The sequence below is a fragment of the Nostoc sp. genome, assembly GCF_036917435.1.
GTDB lineage: Bacteria > Cyanobacteriota > Cyanobacteriia > Cyanobacteriales > Nostocaceae > Nostoc.
In genome coordinates, this window is the sequence record NZ_JBALDM010000043.1 from 95,457 (window position 1) to 119,377 (window position 23,921).

General features: G+C 41.7%; 18 protein-coding genes. 5 read left to right on the top strand and 13 right to left on the bottom strand.

Translation table 11 applies throughout. The features are described from left to right. Positions 1 to 1,116: 1,116 nt before the first annotated feature. From ndhL to V7K98_RS21640, 4 genes are all read left to right on the top strand, one after another. Positions 1,117 to 1,329, top strand: a complete 213-nt coding sequence (gene ndhL / locus V7K98_RS21625; protein ID WP_335011521.1) for an NAD(P)H-quinone oxidoreductase subunit L — start codon at positions 1,117 to 1,119, stop codon at positions 1,327 to 1,329. A 24-nt stretch (positions 1,330 to 1,353) separates the two neighbouring features. After that, positions 1,354 to 1,665, top strand: coding sequence for a DUF3007 family protein (locus V7K98_RS21630; RefSeq protein WP_335025515.1), 312 nt, complete (start codon positions 1,354 to 1,356; stop codon positions 1,663 to 1,665). A 108-nt stretch (positions 1,666 to 1,773) separates the two neighbouring features. Beyond that, complete coding sequence (gene trpA / locus V7K98_RS21635; RefSeq protein WP_335025562.1) at positions 1,774 to 2,601, top strand: tryptophan synthase subunit alpha; 828 nt, start codon at positions 1,774 to 1,776, stop codon at positions 2,599 to 2,601. Between the two features lie 235 nt (positions 2,602 to 2,836). Beyond that, complete coding sequence (locus V7K98_RS21640) at positions 2,837 to 3,508, top strand: heterocyst differentiation related protein (RefSeq protein WP_335025517.1); 672 nt, start codon at positions 2,837 to 2,839, stop codon at positions 3,506 to 3,508. Between the two features lie 222 nt (positions 3,509 to 3,730). Here the strand turns inward: V7K98_RS21640 and V7K98_RS21645 are convergent, their stop codons facing one another. Beyond that, complete coding sequence (locus tag V7K98_RS21645) at positions 3,731 to 5,623, bottom strand: serine/threonine protein kinase (RefSeq protein WP_335025519.1); 1,893 nt, start codon at positions 5,621 to 5,623, stop codon at positions 3,731 to 3,733. A 163-nt stretch (positions 5,624 to 5,786) separates the two neighbouring features. On the opposite strand from V7K98_RS21645, the gene V7K98_RS21650 reads away from it, so the two are divergent. Next, positions 5,787 to 6,275, top strand: coding sequence for a hypothetical protein (locus tag V7K98_RS21650; RefSeq protein WP_335025521.1), 489 nt, complete (start codon positions 5,787 to 5,789; stop codon positions 6,273 to 6,275). 706 nt (positions 6,276 to 6,981) lie between these two features. Here the strand turns inward: V7K98_RS21650 and V7K98_RS21655 are convergent. The 12 genes from V7K98_RS21655 to aroF form a co-directional block, all read right to left on the bottom strand. Further along, complete coding sequence (locus tag V7K98_RS21655; RefSeq protein WP_335025523.1) at positions 6,982 to 7,536, bottom strand: hypothetical protein; 555 nt, start codon at positions 7,534 to 7,536, stop codon at positions 6,982 to 6,984. Between the two features lie 103 nt (positions 7,537 to 7,639). Then, a complete protein-coding gene (locus V7K98_RS21660) occupies positions 7,640 to 9,373 on the bottom strand; it encodes a multicopper oxidase family protein (protein ID WP_335025525.1) in 1,734 nt (577 codons plus the stop codon). Positions 9,374 to 9,556: 183 nt separating this feature from the next. After that, positions 9,557 to 10,663, bottom strand: coding sequence for a bifunctional chorismate mutase/prephenate dehydrogenase (gene tyrA / locus V7K98_RS21665; protein ID WP_335025527.1), 1,107 nt, complete (start codon positions 10,661 to 10,663; stop codon positions 9,557 to 9,559). A 67-nt stretch (positions 10,664 to 10,730) separates the two neighbouring features. Continuing rightward, positions 10,731 to 11,123 carry a chorismate mutase gene (gene aroH / locus V7K98_RS21670; protein WP_335025565.1) on the bottom strand — a complete coding sequence of 131 codons (393 nt, stop codon included), beginning with the start codon at positions 11,121 to 11,123 and terminating at the stop codon, positions 10,731 to 10,733. A gap of 686 nt (positions 11,124 to 11,809) precedes the next feature. Then, positions 11,810 to 12,442: a hypothetical protein gene (locus V7K98_RS21675; RefSeq protein ID WP_335025529.1), complete on the bottom strand. Its 633-nt coding sequence runs from the start codon at positions 12,440 to 12,442 to the stop codon at positions 11,810 to 11,812. Positions 12,443 to 12,769: 327 nt separating this feature from the next. After that, positions 12,770 to 13,405 (bottom strand): hypothetical protein, encoded by a 636-nt coding sequence (locus tag V7K98_RS21680; RefSeq protein WP_335025531.1) that lies wholly within the window; start codon positions 13,403 to 13,405, stop codon positions 12,770 to 12,772. Positions 13,406 to 13,782: 377 nt separating this feature from the next. After that, positions 13,783 to 14,928 carry a 3-oxoacyl-ACP synthase III family protein gene (locus tag V7K98_RS21685; protein ID WP_335025533.1) on the bottom strand — a complete coding sequence of 382 codons (1,146 nt, stop codon included), beginning with the start codon at positions 14,926 to 14,928 and terminating at the stop codon, positions 13,783 to 13,785. Between the two features lie 186 nt (positions 14,929 to 15,114). Continuing rightward, the gene (locus V7K98_RS21690) at positions 15,115 to 16,971 is read right to left on the bottom strand and encodes a ScyA-related TPP-binding enzyme (protein WP_335025535.1); all 1,857 of its coding nucleotides are present in this window, start codon (positions 16,969 to 16,971) and stop codon (positions 15,115 to 15,117) included. A gap of 157 nt (positions 16,972 to 17,128) precedes the next feature. Then, positions 17,129 to 18,652, bottom strand: a complete 1,524-nt coding sequence (locus V7K98_RS21695) for a class I adenylate-forming enzyme family protein (protein WP_335025538.1) — start codon at positions 18,650 to 18,652, stop codon at positions 17,129 to 17,131. Between the two features lie 316 nt (positions 18,653 to 18,968). Further along, complete coding sequence (locus V7K98_RS21700; RefSeq protein ID WP_335025540.1) at positions 18,969 to 20,390, bottom strand: cytochrome P450; 1,422 nt, start codon at positions 20,388 to 20,390, stop codon at positions 18,969 to 18,971. A gap of 502 nt (positions 20,391 to 20,892) precedes the next feature. After that, on the bottom strand, positions 20,893 to 22,602 hold the full coding sequence (locus V7K98_RS21705; protein ID WP_335025542.1) for an HAL/PAL/TAL family ammonia-lyase: 1,710 nt from the start codon (positions 22,600 to 22,602) through the stop codon (positions 20,893 to 20,895). 58 nt (positions 22,603 to 22,660) lie between these two features. Beyond that, positions 22,661 to 23,770, bottom strand: a complete 1,110-nt coding sequence (aroF, locus tag V7K98_RS21710; protein ID WP_335025544.1) for a 3-deoxy-7-phosphoheptulonate synthase — start codon at positions 23,768 to 23,770, stop codon at positions 22,661 to 22,663. Positions 23,771 to 23,921: the final 151 nt, after the last annotated feature.

Here is a 23,921-nt window from a genome sequence, read left to right on the forward strand (position 1 = left end):
AAGAAATAATAAGTCCTTATCAAATCCCCTGAATTTATTTATGGGGATTATCTTTTTACTTTTTACTTTTTACTTTTTACTTCTTAACCTGTCCTCTCCTCAATCCCTCTCCTTAATAAGGAGAGGGACAGATTTTGCACAGCAAAATCAGGGTGAGGTTTCTTAGGGACTACAAGACTTAACCGCAAATCGCCTCACCAAAGACTTATATGTACACCGTAGCCAAAGCGTCGGGGAGGAGTTCTTTTCTTATGGGTAATTTGGCTTGGCATGATATAAGTCCAATCTAAAAATAGATGGGCGAGTTGATTTACAATTAAATACAACTCGCCCATACATTATATAAAAGCCTTTTGGCATTTTCGATTTTTAGTGGGGGTGGAGGGACTTGAACCCACACGACCTATTACGGTCAACGGATTTTCATCCTCCCGCAGTTTTCACTGCTACCTTATGGCAATAGCCAAATCAGGTTTTGAGAATTGGACTCTCCCTTTACCCTCGACTTTACGTTAGGGTAGCTCCCGTCGGGTCTCTGCACCTTCCGAATAGTTATGAGTTAGGAGTTAGGAGTTAAGAGTTTTAAATTTACTCAGCACTCAATACTCATGACTTTCTTCGGCTTGGCTCAGGATTGCCATGTCTGTCACCAGATTTAGGTTTCCCTGAGTTTGAGAGCTTCCACTTGAGGGATTTCTCCTTCAAGGCTCAGTTATCTAAGTCCGTAGCGTCTACCATTCCGCCACACCCCCGCAGGTGTTTGGTAAATAACTAGTATAACCAGTTATTTTTTGGAGGCAGCAAATACCGCCTTATCTATTCCACCATCAATTGTGTCTTTTGTCCAACTAGATTGAAAATATTTTTTCTAGATTGTGCGATCGCTTCCAAATCGGAAGTTTTTTCGTAATCAACCTAGAGGAGTTTTCCATCTGGTGTAACTAAAGCATTTATTTGCTAGTAGATTTACGATATTAGCATAAAATTACCTTTTATCAATCAATCTGGATAAAAAAGGGATTTTGGCGTAGTAATCTTGAAAGCATCATGATTATACTTCCCTCAGATTGGCTGTTCAGCCTATGATGGGAAACAGATGCTTAGACCAAAAAAGTTATGATTGTCGCCCTGCTATATCTGATTTTGGCTGGAGCTTACCTTTTGGTAATCCCCATTGCTGTATTGTTCTACCTGAAGCAGCGTTGGTATGTAGCTAGCTCCATCGAGCGTTTGTTGATGTACTTTTTGGTGTTTTTCTTCTTTCCGGGTTTGTTGGTTCTATCGCCGTTTGTAAATTTCCGACCCCAACGGCGACAAATTCAAGTTTAACGAAATTGGTAGGTCATAACTCTCATGCGACGGATTGACGCTATTGGAATTGGCTTAGGTGTTTTTATTGCCGGCGGCTTGGCTTATTTAGGATTTCAGCTAGTCGGTTTGGATAATCAGAAAGCTGGTATATGGAGCCAAGTCTTACTAGTCAGTGGATTAATTGGCTGGTTAGCGACCTATTTTTTCCGTGCAGTGGGACAAAAAATGACCTACCACCAACAACGGGAACAATATGAGCAAGACTTTCTGCAAAAGCGGCTAGATGAGCTTACTCCCGAAGAACTAGCACGAATTCAAGCTGAAATAGAACAAGAAAAGCAATCTCAGGTGTAAAGTTATCATTGGTCAGTTTTTATTTGTCCTTAGTCATTTGTCCTTTGTCCTTTACCAATGATTAATGACCAATGACCAATGACCAATGACCAATGACACTTGAATAAAATGACTGTAATTTCTGATTGCTTTGAAACCCTTGGGCGAAATCATGAGTGCGCTCTGATTCCGTTTATTACTGCTGGCGATCCAGATTTAGAGACAACTGCAAAAGCGTTGCAGGTTCTAGATCAGAATGGAGCCGATATTATTGAACTGGGTATACCCTATTCCGATCCTCTGGCTGATGGCCCAGTGATTCAAGCTGCTGCTACCCGCGCCCTGCAAAGGGGAACGAAGTTAGAGCAGGTGCTGGAAATGTTGCAAGGGATTACTCCCAAATTGCGATCGCCAATTATCCTATTTACCTATTACAATCCAATTTTGCACCGGGGAATAGACAAATTTCTCTCCTCAGTTGCTGCGGCTGGGGTAGCAGGATTGGTAGTACCAGATTTGCCCTTGGAAGAAGCCGCAAGCTTGCTCGAACCAGCTAAGGCGATGGGAATTGATGTAATTTTGTTGGTGGCTCCCACAAGCTCTGCTGAACGGATAAAAGCGATCGCTCATTCATCTCTTGGATTTATTTATTTAGTCAGCGTCACTGGGGTAACAGGGGTGCGATCGCAACTGGAAAACCGCGTGTCCGATTTACTCAAACAAATTCGTGGTGTCACTGAGAAACCTATCGCTGTAGGCTTTGGCATCTCTGAAGCGGCACAAGCCCGTCAGGTAAAGGAATGGGGCGCAGATGGTGCGATCGTGGGTAGTGCTTTTGTGAAACGTTTGGCAGAAGGGACTCCAGAACAAGGACTAAATGCGATCGGCCAATTTTGCCAAAGTCTCAAGGCAGCCATCAAGACTACTAACACCAGCACAAATACTCCTCTTGATTAGACACCGAAAGTAGATTAAAAAGTATAACAGTCTAGTTTTTCTACCCTTGTTTGGTAGACAATTTGACCATTATGGTTTTGAATATTAACATCAGATATCATGATGTAAAAAAACTAGCTGATATGGTCGCTTATAGTTTGAGTATTATGTGAAGTCAAGTAGGCATAATTTATGAGTGTGAGAGTGAGTCAGTCACAAATGATTATAGTTACGTCGCAATTGAGGAGCATAGGCGATGAGTGAGAGTATGGCGTTTATCGGCGGGGTTGCCGTAGCTGGGCTGGCGGCTCTCGTATTGCTCAAAGGAACAAATACCCCCCTACAACCCAACTTTGCTGTTGCTCCGCAAATGCCAGGGGTAGTAGCACCGGGAATGCAGCCACAAATGTATTCTCCTTACGGCCCTTATGGGCAACCAATGTATCCCAATCCTAATCAGCCACCAACCGCTACCAGTGCTGACCAGCGTCTGGAGATGGAGAAGCTGAATACGCAGATGCAGTTGGAGCGTTTAAAAAACGATAACGAACAGCTGAAGGTTCAAAATCAACAACTTCAAGGGCAAGTTCAAAATTTCAATACTCAGCAGCAGTGGCAACAAGCCCAACAGTTAAATCAACAAAAAGTAGCAGCATTCCAGCCCCAGCAAAATCCTTCTTGGTGGTCTTCACCCATGCTTTGGGCTGTGGGAGGCGCAACTCTAACTATTGGTGGTGGTGTTGTCGTCGCTGGTGTATTGGCTTTGTTCTCGCCACGGCAACGTCCAGCCCGTACTGTACAAGTGATTCACCCTTACCAAGGAAATACACCGCCCTTGGTTCCAGTCCGCCGCGCTGAGTTCTTGCCTGCTTCGCGGATGGAAGCAAGACGAGTTGAAGCCCCAGAGTACGATGAAATGCACGGATAGGGAAAATCAAACTATAGATAAACCCATTTTAAAATCTCGTTTCCAGGTAGAATCTGGAAACATTTTTTATTTGGCTACTGTTGCGAACGAGGTAAACAAAATCTCCAGTAGTGGCGTGACAAGCCTAAATTGGTGCAATAGAAAATTTTTATAATTACTCTTTAGCACTGAATAAACTGGAAATCTAATGCAACATTTTAAGCTTGTCACGCCACTACAATGTTAAAAACCGCTTTTAGGAGTTTCTGGGCTACTGCGATTCTCTTTAGTGGCAGGTTGGTTAGTATCGGGGAGTTTCTGCTGGGTACTCTTCTGATTACCTTGATTCTGTAGTTGAGTTAGTGCCTGTTTTGCCAGATTTTCGGCTGCTTGTTTAAATAATGGTTCTATTTTGTTTCGCCAGTATTTAGTATTAGGCAATTTTTCTGGATGGTTTTTATAATCTAAAACTTTATCCCATTTACCATCATCTATTGCTTTGTTGATCTCGTTAGATAATGCCTCTGCTTTCGTCCAATCATCCTGCCACTGGGCAATCATTTTGCCCGTCTCTTGGATACCAGAAGCAGCATTTGCCGGAATCGATTTTAAAAGTGCGATCGCTCCAACTATATCCCCTGAATCATACTTCTTTTTTGCTTGTTCTATAGTATTTGCACTGTTATCACTAGGCTGCGATTTCCCAGCTTCGGAATTTGACCCCTTCGGCAATTCTAGTAATGGAGTTACAACATCGCTAGATTTAGCTTTTGGCTTGTGAGTCGGTCGAGTTGCAATCAGGGTACTATCATCTACAATCTTAGTTGCAATGCCCTTTTCGCGCAGGCAAGAAGCCCATTCTCCATTATTGGTTATCACATCCGAGTGTGCCCAAGCCAAACGACCAGATTTAAGTTTAACTTCTATCCAACCTCCTTTTGCCTTTGTCCGCTTGCCAGTCACCTCGAAACTCGTGTTATCAGCAACTGTTTGCAAAACATTATCAGAATTTATCGAACTAGGTTCAGAACGAATATTAGAATTTCCGACGATAACAGCCGAACATTTATTTGCTAAGGTGGTATCCTTACCTGTAAGATTTGAAGCTAAATTTTTCACATTTGGATATACATTTGCTACCAAGGCAGCCGCACCACCCGCCAATAATATGCCAATTAATATTGGCCATGGGTCAGATTTGCTAGAGTCTTGACGGGCAGGCTTGACAGGATTTGCTGGTGCAACTGCAACAGTTTGCAGCCGAGATACTTGAGGTTGGGCTTTATTGGATTCTTGAGGTGTGGAAAGTGTAGGTACTGGATTAATCGCGTCTTTACATGCTTGCAGTGCTTCTGTAGCATTTTGGTAGCGGTCTTTGAAATGATAACGCACCATCTTCGTCAACACTGCCGCCAATCGAGAGTTTACAACTGATTGCTGCCAAATGATTTCGCCCGTTTCCGGGTCTTCTTGCAATTCTGTTGCTTGTAATCCTGTTAATGCTTGAATGGCAATGATGCCGAGGGAATAGATATCACTGTTGGGGCGGGGTTTACCTTGTCCTTGTTCTGTCGGCATATAGCCAGGAGTGCCAATAACTACTGTAGCAGAGGGTTGTCCGCCCACTGTTACCAGTTGTGTACGCAGTTGCTTCACTGCCCCAAAATCTACTAAAACTAACTTATTATCTGAGGCGCGACGGATGATATTATCCGGTTTGATATCGCGGTGAATCACACCTTGGCGGTGGACAAATTCTAGAATCTCCAGAACTTCCTGCAATAGTTGAATTACTTGGCTTTCACTCCAGGGCTTACCAGATATAAGTTCTTCAGCTAGGGTATGTCCTTCAATATATTCTTGTACTAAATAAAATTCTTGATTTTCGTCAAAGTATGCCAGTAGCCTGGGTATTTGGTCATGATTGCCCAGTTTTTCTAAAGTTTCAGCTTCACTGTTGAACAAGCGTTTAGCAGTATCAAAAACTCTGGGGTCAGTTCCGGGTTTGAGGTGCTTGACAACGCAAATGGGATTGCCGGGCCGCCTTGTATCTTGGGCAATGTAGGTTTGACCAAATCCTCCCATTGCGAGGACTCGAATTACTTGGTAACGATGGTCTAGTAGCTTGCCTATCATATTCACTCCCCAGAGTTATTACCTAATTTTCCAGCTGGTAATAAATATCTCCAAATTTTCTTCAATGAAATCCGCTATCTTGAGAAAAGATTTAGATTAAAAACGCAGCTTTTTAATAAACGCAGACTGTTTATTTTTCTTTTAGTGCCCCTGTTTATTACCAATGCCACCTAAAATAACAAATCCAGTTGCATGGCAGCAGGCTGAAATCCTCATGCAACCTGCTTTCATTCGCGTTATCGACAACATCCGCAAGTCCCTTGATGAATCTTCTTGGACGGGAACTTACCACGATGTCTTGATTTGGCCCGCTAGCATCACTGATGAAATCAAAGCATTGGTGACTGAGTTGTTGCAAGGAATGGAAACTGCAACACCCCAAGAAGCAGATGAAATCAGAGAGACTCTGGCTCGTCTGCCGATGCCCCATCCAGGATATCATCTACGTTTGCAGCGTCAACAGCAAGAAGCGAGTATCGATTTATGGGAATTGTGTTATGAGGTGTGTTTTATTGAATACAGCCCAAACAAGGAAGGCGCTGATATTGATACTAGTTTAATCGATGAACTGGGTGAGGTGGATTGGCTGCGTTTGGATGCTAAGGCAAAGGAGTTGGTTGAACAGGCGTTTGCTAAATTGCCAGAGAGTTGACAAAATTAGGTGCGATCGTCCTCCTATTACAGCGTTTCCGGCTATTATGCAATACAGTTTTCCTTTTATCCCTGTTCTATCATAGCTTTCAGCGTTGAGGTACACTAATTAATCGAATTATCGTTGATCTGTGCTAATGGTCTGGTAAGAAAGTTCGTGGTAAGGACTTCAGTCCTTATTTTCTAAGCACTAAAGTGCTTACTACAAACTTTTCATTACTAGCTTGACAGACTACTAATAGCATCCCAAGTATCTGTACCTCATAGCAGCAGGAAGTACTATGAAGAGTGCTGAGTAAAAAGACCACGCCACTTATAGATGTCAACTAAGCATTGTGGGGTAACAATTGATGAAGAAATATTGGTGATAAAATAGTCGATATCAGTAGCGCTTAAATCTAGTAGGGTGCGTTATGGAGGTTAGTCCTAACGCACCGAAAATGTAGGATGGTGCGTTAGCCTCCGGCATAACACACCTTACTGGCGTGTCAAGCTTAAAATGTTGCATTAGATTTCTAGTTTATTCAGTGCTAAAGAGTAATTATAAAAATTTTCTATTGCACCAATTTAGGCTTTTCACACCAGTAGGATGTGTTAGCGACAGCGTAACGCATCAAACCCTTGAAAATAGTGCGTTACGAACTCCGTTTTAACACACTCTACAATACCTAACTTTGTTCAATAATCAAATAGTAATCCTATATCTCTTAATCAGCAACGCCTCCATTGGGATGATTGAGTTTTTTAAGAGCTAACCTACCGTTTATTTTGTTGATAGCTATTAAAACAGTTACACTTAGTATGCCCAACATTAAGGAAGACTCAGGTATCGGTGTTATAGAAATAGAACTGAGGGGATAACCTGTATAGGAACCTTGATATCCAACTTCTAAATAGTCATAAGTATTAAAAACATTATATGAAACTCCTGCTGCGGTGTAAGCGAATCCGAATTCACTCAATACTGGAGAATCAGCTAGCAAGAGATTGTCATTGTCAAGAAATGATCCTGGAGATAATAAAGACTCTATTGAATCATCATTTCTTTTGCCAGTAATATCTATAATCTCATAACTATTTGTGGCGGAATCGTAAGCGCTAGTTGTTAATGTTCCACTGGCTATAACAATGTCATTTGGATTAAGTACACTCGTACCAGAGTAGTAAAAATTAAACATGGCAGCCGAAACAGGAGCCATCATAGCTGTTAGAAAACAGACTGTGCCAGTAAGAGTAGCTGCAAGTTTTTTGTCAAAATTCATTCCATTTCCCCTTTTATTTCAAACCGCTATTAATATCATGTTCGCTTGATGACTTATTCCCCGGAGAACCCCACCTTTCATTCTCTTATCAATACATACGAGGCTACGGTAAAACGTCAAAAGGTAGCATCATGTCGTTATCCTCGTGATTCAGCATGTGGCAGTGCCACACAAACCGTCCAGTGAATGAATTGCCAAAAGGTAAGTTCGGTGCGGCTTTAGCACCGAAGGGAACTATCAGACGAACCACCTCAAACGGATTGACTACTACAGTATCTTTCCAACCAGATTCGTTCGCGGCTGGCGGTTTTGGTAAACCTTTTAAATAGGGGGTAGGGTCGAGTGGTGGATAACCATAAGGTACTGTATCCCCACCAGGTGCGTTGTGCATGAGTACTTCACGTGGGCCAGTAGCTCTGTATGCTGCGGAGTATGCACTATCATTGATTGATTGGCGATTGAGGATTTGAAATGGTACTAGATGCAGGTGCATTGTGTGGGCAAATGGCTGGAGATTGATGAAGTTCCACTGCTCTACTGTATCTACTTGTGGTTGCTCCCTCAATTCTGGGTGGTTGTCTGCTTCATGCCAGTAAACGGCGTTGAGCATCATGGCTAATACTTGAAAGTTAGAGTTCAAAATATCTATTAGAACCAGGTTGCGTTCTTTGACTGGTTTTGTAGCAATTTTTGTGATTAATGGATTGTTTACTCGTAGCTTTGTAGGAATAGCTTTAGGAACGGCAGCGCCCTGATTCACCGTAAACTGCATGACTTCTGGCATTTGAAAGTAACCCTGACCAATTACTGTAGCCAAACCCTTGGGATACGGTGCAGCAGCGTCATTTTGCAATAAAATCTTATCTCCTGGCAAGCTTTGAGAAAAGTCGATGAGTACGTCGGCTCGTTCACCAGGCCCTAACAGTAGCTTAGACAAATATACTGGAGCGTTTAGGAATCCTCCGTCACTGCCAATTTGAATTAGTTGCTGATTTGACGACAGCTTTAATCTGAAGAATCGGGAGTTTGAGGCGTTGACGATGCGGAAGCGGTATAAAGTTCGGTCAACATTAAGGTTTGGCCAAGCCTTGCCGTTGACGATCGCAACATCACCGTAAAACTCAGTTCTCCATCTGACTGGGAAGGACATTGAACCATTGGAATCGAATGAATGATCTTGCAGCACCAATGGTATTTCATAAGGCGCTCCGGCAGGGATACCAAGGGGGCCATTGCCACCGATGGGATCGTCGTCATCCCTAATCAGATACATTCCAGCTAATCCGGCTTGGAGGTTCAAAGCAGTCATACCAAGGGAATGGTCATGATACCAGAGTGTCCCTGCTTCTTGATTGTTGTTGTAGTTGTACACATTGCTCTGTCCGGGCAGATATGTATCTTCTGGATAACCGTCGCTCTCAGGTTCGGTATTGCTGCCGTGTAAGTGGATGATTGTCCGGGGATTAATTATATCAGATGCATTGACACCATGCAAGTTTGTATCTACTGACCCAGCTAATGGATGAGTCCCAAGTTTGTTGAATGCCTGAATCGTAACGGGTGTTCCTCTTGTTACCTCGAAAGTGGGGCCGAGATAAGGCAATCCGCCGTAACCCCAGGTGGTATAAGACCCTAAGCTGCTGTGAAACGAGTGTGTACCTGGTGCAATATCTAGGGTGCTAGGTGGTGAAATTGGGTATGAAATTGGCAGAGACTCGGTAAATTTTGAAAGTGGGGGTGAGGCTGCATAGGTTCTCTTTCCTTTAAATATTTCGGGGAGCAAGATTCCGGCTCCTAAACCTGCGCTCATCATTAAAAATTGCTTTCTAGTTAACATTTCTGATTGGGTTGTAAAAATTAGTGTTGAGTCTACAAGGATTTGAACTTACGCAAGAACTCTTAGAAATTCTGATTTTTTTGTGTTCTTTGCGCTCTACCCTTTGGGTTTAATAGTTCTCCCATGAGCAAAAATCTCGGCTTGTGGAGCTATAGGTTGATTAGCGATGCCTACGGCGGTAAACTACGCACTTTGGTTGCTAAAATATAGTTGTTTTTGTTCAACATCCTTAGCTGCTAAGAGTGTAGTCAGGCTGTTAATCACATGAGTGCTTTCTTCTACAGCAGAGTGCATTTCTTCTGCCAAAAAGCTATGGGTTGCTTTGAACTCCTGAATTAAACTATCTCGATCGTTTTGAATAATTAATTGTGCCAATCGGTTATAAGCGATCGCTAGTTGCTGAATAGCTTCTCGACGCTCTGATGTCGCAAGCATAATATCTACTACCAAAGGTGCAGACTGGCTAAACAAGCGACCAACTATGTCCATTTCTAAACGGAATATTGGGCTAGAAAAATCTAAGCTACGACAGATGTCAATGTTTTGTTGTGCTAGGTAAACACCAAGGCTAAACGTTGTAAAATTACGGATTGCTTGAACAGCAATCATCATTTCATCGTGTTCTTCTGGTGTAGACAGAATTAGCTTACCACCATCATGTTCAATTAAATCCAAAAGCCATTGAAATGCATCGTCTCCACGACCGGAACAGACTACCACTTTTTGGCACAAAAATGATTTGATGCCTGGGCCAAACATTGGATGCAAGCTCATTACAGGCCCACTATGCTGCTCAAGCATAGTTTGTAATATGGGAGTTTTAATACTAGCAATATCAGCTAAAGCAGTAGTTGGAGAGAGGTATTTAGCAAGTTTATGGATCACATCTATTGTATATTCAATAGGGACACAAACTAAAACTAAATCTGCTTTTTTTAGTAGAGATTCTGCTTGTTCCCAGTCCCCCTGGTCGAGAATACTGATGTAGTGACCGGCGGCTGATAACTTCTGCTGGAAAAAGTACCCCATCATACCGCGTCCACCAACTAGAGTAACTCGTCGTGGTTTGGTATTTGCTGGAGGTGAAAACGCACTAGCAGGAGCAGAGCTACAATCTGTAACCAGGTTTTTCCACATCGATTCTGGAACACCAGCCTGTACTAAAGAAAATGCAAAATTATTAATTTGTTCTTCTAAAGATATAGATTGTGATTCAGCTAAAACTGCAATTCTTTTACCTAGTAAATCAATGAGTTGTTGGTCAATTTGTTTTAGCTTTTCTGGAAGCATAAGACCTCTCAAATATATGATGATTTTTTCCAGATATAGCGATGTCTGCGATGGGCTACGCCTACGCTTAACTGCATGTCGCTATATCTGGGCGTAACTGTGCAGCACCCCGCAAATAAATCGGGCGTAATGCATTTTGAGGTATGGGGGTATTAAGGTGAATTAGCACCCGAATACAGCATTTCAGGCTACCGTTTACCTGCATTTGCTGCACATCCAAGAGAGGAACTTGATCCCAATTCGGACGTTGACGTGCTACCGCAGCTGGAAACGTTGCATCTAAGTCAGGAGTCGCTGAAAAGGTGACACTAACGATTTCGGCAGGATCTAAGGGATTGTTTACTTCTAAGGCATTCAATAACTTATTTACAGCCTCTGCGATCGCTGAGGCTGAGTTTTGGCTAACGGTGGTTGCACCCCGGAGTCCTCGCACCCGCCATTCTCCGAGTGGCGCTGACATGTGGGTTTGTTGGTATGTATGTGTAAGCAATGTGAGTTGATCCATATTGATTTGACCTTTATTTTTGTTTCAATACAAAGCTTTAGCTTCTCTAAATATCAAAAGCTAGATCGTGCTTATGGGATTGCGATCGCTTAATTTGGTCTTTATGTAATAAGCTAATCGGCATTTAAATTGCATCATCAGGGCGCTAATACAGCACTTACGGCAGCTATGAGGTACATCCTCAAAGCTGAAAGCTATGATAGCAGAGGGGCAAGAGGAAAACTGTATTGCATAATAGCCGCAAGCGCTGTATTGCCTACCCTGCAAGATATTGCTAAAATTTTAATCCGCAAATTAGATGTGTTTTAGCTTATATATCTGGTATTGTTGCGGTTTTGGGTTGACTGAGGTACACCCGTAGGGGCACAGCAGTGCCCATTGGTGTTAACTTAACGTGAAACTCTTGTAAAAACTGGATGTTGAGTTCACTCACCACTCATTACGATCCGCGTTACCCCACCCTAACCCTCCCCGATATATTGGGGAGGGAACTAGAAATATCATTTCCCCCCAATATATCGGGGGGATTAAGGGGGGTAAAACGTCTGTAATTAGGACTTACGCAAACATAGATAAAACCCTGATTCTCTTCTTAGGGCAACTCGTTTATTGCCCCTATGCTGTGTAGTTTTGCGTCAGTCTTACATATCAATTAGTTTTTCTTGACGCTGACGACGACAGAAGATAAAGTAAGCGCCTACTCCTAACAATGCAGGCAACAATCCAGGCTCAAAAACTCTTTCAATTCGGGTTTGGACAGTTCCTGTATACAGTAGATTGCCTATTGAATTAGGAAAGTCTACATTTGGATAGATATCAAGGATTGCAGTACTTGGAACTGTTGTTCGGATGGCGGTAGATCCATCAAATGTACCCTTTGGGTAATGAAAATAGTTTACTAAAGCAAGGGAGGACGCTGGCTGTCGTTGAACAGCGAGTACTTCCCAAAGAAAATCGTCGGTTTCAGGTGCTGTAACACCATCTTCTTCACGGGGTAAAAAAACGATCGGATTGCCAATAGTTCCTTGAAAAACTCCCTTATCTCCCAAGTCAATTTTATAGTCATATCCCCCTTCAAAATATCCGGTAGCGTTCGGTGAATTCGCATACCCTTCAGTTGTGTCATTGTAAGTAAAGTAACCATTCACTCCCTCACCCTCGAAGCTAAATTTATACAATGCTGCTTGAGCAGCATCTGTATTTAATGTTACTGACGCGAGTAATACTGCGGCGCTGGAAATAGCAGAAACCGATAATTTATTGAGGAGAGCCATTTTGATTACCTCTAAAAAAGATTGATTACCAAATTTAATTTTTGAGACTATCTCAAAAGTTTCATTGTGAAAACTGTTAGCTTTAATAATTCTCCGCCATTTTATAGCAGTTATGATTACGTGAGGTATACCCATAAGGACAGGGCATTGCTGTGTTAACCACCTCGCAATCTAATCTTGTACCGCACCTGGATGGGAACCGCTATATAAATCAGGTTAGAGAAAATCTCATGTATTAAGAGACTAATAAACAACCTTAATTTTATGGCACAAAATTCAATAACCTAACAGAAAAAAACTTAAATAGACTAAGTTGATTCGCTATAATTAATCCTGTACAGATAATAATTGTCGGCGCTGACGACGGAAAATAAACCAAGCACTCATTCCTAGTAATGCAGACACGAATGCAGGTTCAGGAACCCTCTCAATTTTTGTTTTAACAGTTCCTTCAAATGCATAATCTCCCGTTGTATTGGGGAAATCCCAGTATGGGTAAACTCTGAGTCTAGCGCTGTCAGGTATGCTTGTTCTGATGGCAACAGAATCTGAAAAGGTTCCCTCTGGGTAACTAAAGCGAATTGACAAGCCATATTGCTCCCCGCGAGCAGCCGGAGGAACGTAAAGAATAAAGTCATCAATGGTATCGTCGTAGCCCAAATTACCTACACGTCCAAGATAAACAACATTTCTGGCTTCATTATGTATATCTTGTTGCGATCCTTTTGTTCCCTCGGCGACAATACCCCCTGCATTAATAGAATATTGTTCCACTGAGCCATCATATTCAGCAAGAGGAAAGTTAGGGCCGAGAGGTTCTATCTTAGTAGCTGAATCGTCATAAATAAAGTAACCATTTGCTTCTTCACTCTCGAAAGTAAATTTAAAAAGAGCAGCTTGGGCTGGATTTGTACCAACTGTTCCTAAAACTAAAAATGTTGCGGCACTGATAGCAGAAGCCATCAAGAACTTATTGAAGAAGGCCATTTTAGTTATCTCGCAATATAGTTATACTTGAATGCTGGGAAGTTGACCGTTTGGCAAGCAATCGCGTTATGGAATAAGAATACCATGTATATGTGCATAATCTTTGTATTATGAAATAAATGATAATACAAAGATTATTTACAACCTCAAATTGATATGAAACTCCTATTTGATTGGGTGAAAAAGCTGAATACACATTTATTCATTGCTTCCCTGTTAAGATTTATCTCTAAGCTATAGGACTCATCTTTGATTTTTAAAAAAGCTCCATACAACTCAAAAACTTTCTTCTCCATGCCCAATTGCCCAAAATCAAAGCAGCTTCCTGATAACTTTTAAATTCTGAAGAATTCTTAGTGACGAATCAAAATTCTATCCTCTTGTTGAGACAAGCTGACTGAAGGCGCAGGAGCAGGGCCTAGTGCGACATCGCCCCAGCGCATTACACAGCCACCAGCATTAGATGACGAACCCATTGTGTAGACGAGAACTAGGTCATTTTCACGAATTTTACCTGCATGGGCGGCGTGGTAGAGATTTGCAACGGGAAAGGTTGGCCCGATGTTGGCATATAGGGGATTGATGTTGATTGTGCGCTCTGGTTCAATACCTAGAGCGCGGGTGCAAACTCGTGAATACCAAGCACTGGGTGTATTAAAGACAAAAAAGTTAATTTGATCTAAGGTGAGTCCAGCATCAGCGATCGCACCGTGGCAACATAGACGAATAAACTTTACCGTTGTCTCGTTAAACATTTTGCTTGCACCCTTGCCGCCTCGGATGAACATTTTGACGTTACCATGTTCGTCGGTGGTGAATTCATTATAGAAAGCACCGCAGGTAGCAGCAGTATTGGCAATTTTAGTACCGAGAATACCTTGGTTTGGTTTCAATTTACCAACTACAAAGGCTCCAGCACCGTCGCCTGATAAAAAGGCTAAGGTATCATTTTCGTCAGTATAGCGTGAGTATGTAGTTGAGACGACCACTAAGACATTGCGATACTGTCCCGTTTGCACTAGAGAACAGGCCGTCTGAAGCGAAACTAATGCTGAAGTGCAAGTTGATTCTATATTCCACGCTGCACCTTGTAGTCCCAGTTTCCCAGCGAGAAAAGCAGCGTTACCAGGTGTGATTTGCTCTGGAAATAGTGAAGTAACGATCATGAGATCGATATCTTCAGGAGATAGCTTTGCAGCTTCGAGGGCATCAAGAGCGGCGCGATACTCTAGTGAAAGTGAAGTTTCATCGGGAGCTAACACTCTTCGTTCGACAGTACCACGGAAGGGGTCTGACATATAAGGTGTTACTTCTTGTGACCAGATATCGTCATCACTGGTAACTGTGGCTTGATCGGGTACAAACAGTTTTGCTAGAGTTTTTTGTTCAGCCTCAGCAACCATCTTTGGAAAATTCTCTCTGTAGTAATTGTTTGTACGGATGATGCTAGGAAAGTTAACTGAGACTGCACGAATACCTACTGGTTCTAATGTTGTCATGACAAATATCCTTTTGATTTTGTTTTTGGTGTTACACGATGAAAGTGGAAAATACTGATGCTATAGAGATTCTGAGTTGAGTGAGGTAAAAGAACCCCACCCCCAACCCCCTCCCCGCAAGCGATGAGGGGGCTATGATATATCTGATGTGATTTGGAAACGCTATGTAGTTATTAATCATTGGGACTAATGACTAATGACCGTTTTGGCTTCTATAGCTCCTTGCTTAATCAAACTTTGAATGCGACCTCCAATAGGTGCGGGTCGGGTTGGGTCAATTTTCACGTCAACAATGAATGGAAGAGTAGAGACAAGTGCTTTTTGTAGTGCTGCTTCCAAATCAGGCTCAGTATTAACACAGATGCCGTCGGCTCCCATAGCTTTAGCGATCGCAGCAAAATCAGTACTGGGTATCTCTGTATCTATGGGAACCTCACCACTTAAACCTTGCAATGCCATTCCTTGGGCGCACATATTGTAGCGTCCATCGTTGAGGATAATCCAGACAGATGGAACCTCAAATCTTACTGCTGTGCTGACTTCGTTGTTCATCAGCATTGCTCCATCGCCAACAATTGCAACAGCTTTACCTTTTCGCCCTAATGCTGTACCCACTACCCCGGTGGTAGCATGACCCATAGAGCCAAAACCAGTACTAATCCGGTAACGACCTGGTTGCTTAAATCGCAACAAGTGAGTTGCCCAAGCAAAGGAGTTACCCGCCTCAGCTAAGATTGAGGCATCGCTGCCTTCAATAATCAGCCGTTGAATTGCATCCATCAGTACTTCGGGGCGCACTAAACCATTGGTACGCGGAGCATTGGTGTAAATTTCAGGACGCGGTAGTGAGGAATTGGGAAACCAATTAAGACGTTCTGGCAAGTGTTTTAATATGGTTTTGAGGAATGCTTTGATTTCTGAGTGGATAGCAACAGTATCTACTGATGGATAAGCTACTCCTGGAACTTGCGGATCGATATCAACATGAATGAATCCATTAGTTGGAATCATCGCCGGACTCCAAAATGAAGTAGGTTCACCAAGGCGGGTTCCCAACACTAGTATGCGTTGCGGTCGTTGCTCCTGCATATATGTGAGGACTGATAAATGTCCGCTAAAGCCTGTGACACCGATAAATTGGGGATGATGTTCTGGAAAAATCCCTTTGGCGCGAGGTGATGTCATTACCGCCGCCCCAGTTTTTTGTGCCAACTGGCGAATTTCCTCGGCGGCGTGTCGCGCCCCGAAGCCAACCCAGATGGCAAAGGATTCTTCAGATAATAGTTTTACACATTCTGCGATCGCTTCTTCGCTAGCTGTTGGTACAGATTGAGAAAAGCTTTGTTGAGGTAACTGTGCTTTTAATGGTGTCGTCTGGATTGGGGTGGGAACGCTAATATGGGCTACAAAACTGCCTGGTTGGGCTAAACCTTGGGCAAGTCTGCGTGAAATTTCTGGCAGTTGATCCCCAGACTCTAATATAGTTGCGTAATTGAATAGTGGGCCTGATGTAAAAATTCCTGAGAAAGGCATTGTGTGGGCGCTAGTTTCTTGACAAGCTCCCCGACCGCGATTTGCAGTTGAGGTTGCAGCCGACAAGAAAATTACCTTTGCTCCTTCCCCCCGTGCCGCGAAAAGCCCAGTCAGAGCGTTAGTGATACCAGGGCCTGTAGTAGTGAATACCACGACGGGGCGATCGCTGGCAAAATAAGTTTCAGTTGCGGCAAAGGCTGCTCCTGATTCATGGCGAAAGTGAAGCAATTGGATGCTGCTACGGTTTAATGTTGCCCATAATGGCCCGATACCACCTCCTGAAACACCGAATCCATACTCAACTCCCAAATTTTCTAGGATCTCGATTAAAGCCTGTGCAACTGTAGGTTGGGTTAATTCTGACTCTGAAGATTTTTCATTTAGCGATGCAGGCGAAAAAATGGAAGATCCGATTGAAGTTTCAAATGAAATTTGATTCGGTGATGGGTTAGTTTTCGTTCCCAAAGCTTGAGAAGAATTAGTGATTTTGTTGATAGATTTAATATTCATAATTGCCAAATTTGATTACTCTTTGTTGATTGTTTAGACAATAATCTAAAGGTTTTAAACCTTACTCCTCGTGGGCATACCAATCCTTCTATTGCAGGATAAGTTAAAATCTAATTTTCCCTATTCCCTTTCATTTTGATTGAGTATTTAACTGAAACTAGGATTTATTGGTTAAGAGCTTTTTAGAACTTGATTGTTGGCGCAAAACTCGTTTTAGAACTTTCCCAGTTGGGTTTTTTGGCAGGGAATCTACAAAATTAATGTTACAGGGAAGTTTATATTTTGCCATTCTTTCAGAGCAGAATTTGATGATTTGTTCTTCGCTAATTACGTGACCCTTTTTCAAAATAATATTTGCGTGAACTATCTCACCTTTTAAATCATCGTTCACACCATATACAGCTACCTCGGCAACAGATGAGTGTTGATAAATTACATTTTCTACTTCAGTTGGATATACCTTAAATCCAGATATATTAATCATGTCTTTCAACCGATCAACGATGTAGAAAAAACCATCTTCATCTACCCGACCAATGTCGCCAGTATGAAACCAGCCATCTTTAATTACTTCAGTAGTTTCAAATGGGCGATTCCAATAACCAAGCATGACATTAGGCCCTCGAATTACTATCTGACCCAATTCACCAAGCTCTACCTGATTACCCTTAATATCAATAACTTTCATTTCTACATTCTCGATGGGAGCGCCAATGGAACCGAGTTTGTATTTCAAATCGTGATTATAAGATGCACATGGTGATGTTTCAGTTAAACCATATCCTTCATTGATGACTTTTCCATACTTATCTCGCCAAGTTTGTGCAACTTCAATTGGCATCGGTGCGGCTGCTGAAAAGTAATAACGCACGCTATTGAGGTTGTAACTAGATAAATCACTATTTAACAGATTAATGAATATCGTTGGTACACCAAAGAACATTGTTACTTGATGAGTTGCAATGGCATTAAGTACTTGTTCAAGGTCAAATCGTCGTTGTAAGATAATTGTAGCACAGACGTTCAATGCGGCGTTGAGAATAGCATTTTGACCAAAACAATGAAATAAGGGTAAGTAAAGTAGTAATCGATCATCTGGTTGCATTCCACAACAACGGTTTTGGGAATACATATTAGAAATTATATTACCGTGGGAAAGGGTCGCTCCTTTAGGGAAACCTGTTGTTCCTGATGTATAGACAATGCTAGCAGGAGCATCGCGTTCTATTTCAATAGCATGAGCATTGGGAGAAGCATTTTCTATCAGTTTCGCTAAAGAAATTCCTTTATTGGTGCTACTCTCTGCAATCAAAATATGTTCTAGTCCGGGTAAATCTAACTCTGGTACATTTTCAACAAGTGACTCTGTGGTAATTATTACCTTAGCAGCACAATCATTAAAAATGTAACTAACTTCATTGCTTTTGAGCATGACGTTAACTGAGACTACAACCGCACCAATTTTGAGAATACCAAGATAACAAATGATAAATTCAGGAATATTTGGTAAAAACAAAATGACGCGATCGCCTTTTTCAATTCCTAATCCATGTAACCCATTAGCAACACGATTTACTAGCTGATTAAGCTGTTTATAGGTAAATAATCTATCTTCAAAGATCAGAGCAATTTTTTCAGGATATAATTGATGACCGCGCTCGATATGATTGGCAATATTCATGGCTAAAAAGACTCACTTAATTTTATTACCTTTGCCTAATACCAATTTCATGTGAAGCTGCACTAAATGAGTAACTCTCTATTCTTGGCGCTCTTGGCGTACTTGGCGGTTCGTTTCATATTCTGTGCATCTTCATACAGAATTGGTATAACTTAATAGTCATCTATAGAATTCTCGAAAATTCAGCGACAGATTAAAGTATTTGAAGTGGTTAGAACTTACGCAAACAATAGCCAAATTATTTTCCAATATTGTTTATTTAAGGTTAAAACTCTTTACCACGAATGCGTGTATTTTTGCGTAAGTCTTAATGGTATTAATGAGTTAATAATGTCTTTTGAGTATTTAACTGATTGACATTATTAACTTTAGTTCGTGGTTTCAATGTCATCATGATACCTTTGCGTATTTGCAGAGTTAGCAATGGCTGGCATTCAACTGGGTGTTCCGGCAATAGATTGAGGCGGAAACGTTGACATACCATTGCCACAATTAACTGAATTTCTGTTAACGCAAACATGTCACCTAAACACTGACGTTGGCCGCCGCCGAAAGGAAAGTACGCATAACGGGGACGATCGGCAGAGTTTTCTGGTGTGAATCGTTCAGGATCAAAGCCTTCAGGATTATCCCAAAAATCAGGGAGGCGGTGTGTAACAAAGGGACTAATCAAAAGCATGGAACCACCTGGGATATCATAGCCGCCAATGGAATCGTCAGCTAAGTTGTTGCGGGCATAAACCCAAGCACCCGGATAAAGTCGCATGGCTTCTTGGACAACCATTTTGGTATATTTAAGCTGTGGTAAATCCTCAAAAGTTGGGGTTCTTCCAGCCAATACCGTAGTCAGTTCTGCCTGTAATTGGCGTTCTACAGTCGGATACTTAGAAAGCAAATACCAAATCCAGCCGAGTGTGACAGCTGAGGTTTCAAATCCAGCCGAGAAGAGTCCAACTATCTGATCGTGTAATTGCCGATCGCTCAATCCGTTACCAGATTCATCCTGGGTACTCATAAACATCGAAAGTATGTCATGAGTGGTATCATTCCCTTGTTTGCGTTGCTGAATAATCTTGTTGGCAACTGTGCGGAGAGTGTTGATTGCTTGTGTAAACTGGCGGTTTTTTGGCGTAGGAAAGCTAATAGGCGGCTTAATGACAGCCCACAAGCGATCGCTAAGGAACTTGTAGATAATATTCCAAGCTTGAGTTAGTTCAGTGATATCGCTATCAGCTTCGAGACTCAAAGTTGTCTTTAGAAGAATTTTCTGCGTTAGAACGAGCATTTCCTCGGAGACATCAAGAGTTGTACCGACTGCTTTTTTTTGCCAGCGTTCTAACATCTGGTTAGTAAGCTGAGTCATGTCATCCACCATCGCGGCAATTTGCTGACGGTGAAAAGATGGTTGCATGAGGCGACGCTGAGAACGCCATGAATCACCCTCGCTAATTACCAAGCCTTCACCAATTACCAGTTTTATATCCTTGAAATTTTCACCTTTTGTATAGTTCTGAGGATTTTCTTGCAGTACATACTTAATACAATCTGGATCGGCAATTAAGTAAAGTTGTTGCGGGCCAATTGCCCCTAAATGGACAACACCACCATGCTCACGTGCTGCATTAGTAAGAAATTGTAGTGGATTTGTTGACATTTGGGGAAAGCAGCCAATAATTGGAAAACCGCGTGGGCCAGGAGGATTTTTCCGTACACTTTGATATATATTTTGTTGAACCATTGTATTTTCTCCTCAGTTTAATAGCAAAAGTTATGACTATTTGTAATAGATTGAGATGCTTAATAGGCAAAAGGTAAGAAGATTCTAGAAACCAATACGCTAGCGTCAAGTAATTTTTTTCTTCTCTTTCTTCTCTCTGCGTCCTCCGCGCCTCTGCGGTTCGTAAAAACAGAACCATCCCAAATGTGCAAGTTTGATTTACATACAGTATTCTGACTTATCCTAAAGAATAAAAACGAACCGCAAAGGACACAAAGGACACAAAGGTAAGAAGATTGAAAGAGTTTTTACATCAGTGTTATATATTTTTTATAAATTGGGATGCTCCCGTAAAAACTGCCTCTTAACTCATCCTCTAAAAATGTTAAAGATTGTTTTAAAAGTGTTGAATTGATCCCCTTTAATCTTCCCTTCAAAAGGGGGAATTGGATTTAGATTGCCCTAAGATATCAGGGCAATTTAAGGGGAAATAGAACACTTTAGCTACCAATCATAGAACTTTTCAAATATCCTCTAAAGTCAACAAAAGATTGTTAACTGCTTGGACAATTTGTCCGCCATTGGCAATATCACTTGCAATTTTGGCAATGTGTTCGTCTAGGGCTTGTTCGTTATCATCCCAAATGTAAGGTCGTTCAGCAGAAGGCGCTTGTCCGACGACATTACGAATTGCTAGATATAAATCTCTAGTTGCAGGCGAGAGTGTAGCACGGGCATCATAATGTTCCAAATTTTTGTATGTGCGTAAATCAACTGATTGCACACCAAACATCAAAGCGATCGCTATATATTGTTGAAAGATTTCTACTGATTGACGTGCTAAATTTGCTGAAGCAAAACCTTGGCTGTTGATATTTTGGTTATATTGTTCCGCGTGGGTAGGAAAACGATCGGCTATAGAATTTCCATAGAAGGTTAATAGAGGCATAATCGAGTTGCCAGTAATTTGCAATCCCTTCAACCCCATGTTGACACTTCGATTTGTGTTACCAACTAAAGATGGAGATAACCCATTGTTAAATTCTGGTGCTACCAAGTACGCTATTTGTACATCTAAGTGTTTAGCTAATAAACCGATGTAATAACGCAATTGATCCATCCCTACACCAATGTATTGCCCTAAAAAATTACCGCCATGATAACTTGCTTGGTTTTCTACATCGATAAGTGGGTTATCAGTTACAGAGTTAATTTCTACTTCAATTTGTTTTTTAATTTGGTCAAGTCCATCGACAATTGGCCCCATATATTGAGGTAAACAACGCAGTGAATAACGATCTTGAATCGGATGTTCGCCACGATATTTGTGATCGCCATTTAACTCGTCTCTAACTAACTGTGAACCTTCTAACAGGTTGAGCATTTGATCGGCAGCCCATTTTTGTCCTGAATGTGGTTTGAGTTTATGGATAAATGGGTGAAATGATTGATTAGTTCCATTTAAACCTTGAATAGCTAAGGCGTGGGCAGCCATTGACAATCCTAAAAGATTTTTGGTGTCGTAGATGCAATTAGCAGCGATACCTGTCATGACTGAAGTGCCATTCATCATTGCTAATCCTTCTTTAGGACGCAGTTGCAATGGCTCTAAATTCAGCTTTTTGAGTGCTGTTAGGGCATTTATTTCTTCACCGTTAAAGTCAACGGTGTAACTGGAATTTAAACCAATCAATGCCCCGGTAATATATGCTAAAGGTGTTAAATCACCACTAGCACCAATGGAACCGAATTCGCAGACATGAGGTGTAACACCAGCATTCAGAAATATTAACATCCGCTTGAGGATTTCTAAACGAATCCCCGATGCACCAGTAATGTGGGAATTCACACGTAGAAGCATGGCAGCGCGAACATCAATCAGAGGTATTTTTTTACCTGCACCTACTTTGTGATACCACATCAAATTATTTTGTAGTAAAGTCGCAGATTCAGGAGAAATTACTACATTTGCCATCCCACCAAAACCAGTTGTCACCCCGTAAATAGGTTCACCAGATTCAACGGCATTACGAATATAATCACAGGATGCTTGGATATTAGCGAGTTTTTCTGGATTGTCAGTTAAACGTACCTGTTTGCCATAGCGTGCTACACTAATTACTTCTTCAACAGTGAGATTGCGATCGCCAACAACTACAGCATCATCAGAACTAGAGACAAAAGGAAAGGCAGTTTTTTGGGCAGTGTTTGTACTTAAGCTAACTGTATTCATGTTTTTCAGAGTTTGTTGTGACTAAAGTTTTCAATCTTGGCTAACGAGTGAACAATTCTTAAAGAACCCCAATCTTCCAATTTGCTAAGGATGTCTGCGATTGAGTTACTTTACTGTTTATATATCTTGGTTCTTGCCAGCGACCAAAGAATTTACCCAAAGGAGTGATTTCTTTCATAAATTGCTCAAAGTTAGGAAAATTGAGCGATTGAGGCCCATCTGAAAGGGCTTTTTGAGGGTTAGGGTGAACCTCAACCATGAGCGAATCACAACCAGCCGCGATCGCAGCCAGTGCCATTGATGTTACCAATTCCGATTTACCTGTAGCGTGGCTGGGATCGATGGCAATTGGAAGGTGAGTCAAATTACGTAAAACCGGAATTGCAGATATATCTAACGTGTTGCGTGTATATTCCCTGTCAAAAGTTCTAATGCCTCGTTCGCACAAAATCACATTGGGATTTCCTGCTGCCAAAATATACTCTGCTGACATCAACCAATCTTCAATAGTGGCTGACAAACCACGTTTGAGAAACACAGGTTTATTTGTTGCACCAACTTTTTTCAAAAGAGAAAAGTTTTGCATATTGCGTGCGCCAATTTGCAAAATATCTGCAACTGATGAAATTACTTCCAATTCGGCCGCATCCATTACTTCAGTAATAATACCCAAACCAGAAACCGATTTAGCTGTTGCTAACCACTCCAAAGCACTTTCTCCATGTCCCTGGAAAGCATAAGGTGAAGTTCTGGGTTTGTAAGCACCTCCTCTAAGAAACTTTGCACCTGCTGCTTTGACTTGCAGTGCAGTTTCTACAATCATCTCTTCGCTTTCTACAGAACAGGGGCCGGCAATTACGACTACAGGATGATTTTGACCAAAAGTGATGGTTTCAGAGGGTGTAAACACCTTGACTTCACTGGGTTCACCATGACGGAACTCTAAACTAGCCCGTTTGAATGGCTTCTTTATCCGCAGTACTTGCTCAATAAAAGGGCTTAAATTTTGCACTTGGCGCACGTCGATTTCTGCCGTATCACCAATTAAACCAATAGCTACTTTGTGTTTACCTACAGAGAGTTCTGGGACAACATTCCACCGTGAAAGTTCTGTGAGTAATAAGTCGATTTCTTGTTGAGGAGAACCGGATTTCATGACGATAATCATCGTTTTAACATCCTTCTAAAATATGTATGCACTTAACTTGTAAAAATCTGAAATTGTGTAATTACTTAGCTTAAAACCAGGAAATAATGGCGTTCAGTAGTTTTACTGTCCCCAATGACTTACACAATATCTGAGAACTCCATGTAACACA

What these genes read in the sequence shown, in the direction of transcription:
- tyrA (WP_335025527.1), bottom strand. Translation starts at nt 10,663, where the DNA reads ATGCTTCCAGAAAAGCTAAAACAAATTGACCAACAACTCATTGATTTA.
- ndhL (WP_335011521.1), top strand. Translation starts at nt 1,117, where the DNA reads ATGATTGTCGCCCTGCTATATCTGATTTTGGCTGGAGCTTACCTTTTG.
- V7K98_RS21675 (WP_335025529.1), bottom strand. Translation starts at nt 12,442, where the DNA reads ATGGCTCTCCTCAATAAATTATCGGTTTCTGCTATTTCCAGCGCCGCA.
- aroH (WP_335025565.1), bottom strand. Translation starts at nt 11,123, where the DNA reads ATGTCAGCGCCACTCGGAGAATGGCGGGTGCGAGGACTCCGGGGTGCA.
- V7K98_RS21645 (WP_335025519.1), bottom strand. Translation starts at nt 5,623, where the DNA reads ATGATAGGCAAGCTACTAGACCATCGTTACCAAGTAATTCGAGTCCTC.
- trpA (WP_335025562.1), top strand. Translation starts at nt 1,774, where the DNA reads ATGACTGTAATTTCTGATTGCTTTGAAACCCTTGGGCGAAATCATGAG.
- V7K98_RS21705 (WP_335025542.1), bottom strand. Translation starts at nt 22,602, where the DNA reads ATGAATACAGTTAGCTTAAGTACAAACACTGCCCAAAAAACTGCCTTT.
- V7K98_RS21650 (WP_335025521.1), top strand. Translation starts at nt 5,787, where the DNA reads ATGCCACCTAAAATAACAAATCCAGTTGCATGGCAGCAGGCTGAAATC.
- V7K98_RS21660 (WP_335025525.1), bottom strand. Translation starts at nt 9,373, where the DNA reads ATGTTAACTAGAAAGCAATTTTTAATGATGAGCGCAGGTTTAGGAGCC.
- V7K98_RS21700 (WP_335025540.1), bottom strand. Translation starts at nt 20,390, where the DNA reads ATGGTTCAACAAAATATATATCAAAGTGTACGGAAAAATCCTCCTGGC.
- V7K98_RS21680 (WP_335025531.1), bottom strand. Translation starts at nt 13,405, where the DNA reads ATGGCTTCTGCTATCAGTGCCGCAACATTTTTAGTTTTAGGAACAGTT.
- V7K98_RS21655 (WP_335025523.1), bottom strand. Translation starts at nt 7,536, where the DNA reads ATGAATTTTGACAAAAAACTTGCAGCTACTCTTACTGGCACAGTCTGT.
- V7K98_RS21630 (WP_335025515.1), top strand. Translation starts at nt 1,354, where the DNA reads ATGCGACGGATTGACGCTATTGGAATTGGCTTAGGTGTTTTTATTGCC.
- V7K98_RS21685 (WP_335025533.1), bottom strand. Translation starts at nt 14,928, where the DNA reads ATGACAACATTAGAACCAGTAGGTATTCGTGCAGTCTCAGTTAACTTT.
- V7K98_RS21690 (WP_335025535.1), bottom strand. Translation starts at nt 16,971, where the DNA reads ATGAATATTAAATCTATCAACAAAATCACTAATTCTTCTCAAGCTTTG.
- V7K98_RS21695 (WP_335025538.1), bottom strand. Translation starts at nt 18,652, where the DNA reads ATGAATATTGCCAATCATATCGAGCGCGGTCATCAATTATATCCTGAA.
- aroF (WP_335025544.1), bottom strand. Translation starts at nt 23,770, where the DNA reads ATGATTATCGTCATGAAATCCGGTTCTCCTCAACAAGAAATCGACTTA.
- V7K98_RS21640 (WP_335025517.1), top strand. Translation starts at nt 2,837, where the DNA reads ATGAGTGAGAGTATGGCGTTTATCGGCGGGGTTGCCGTAGCTGGGCTG.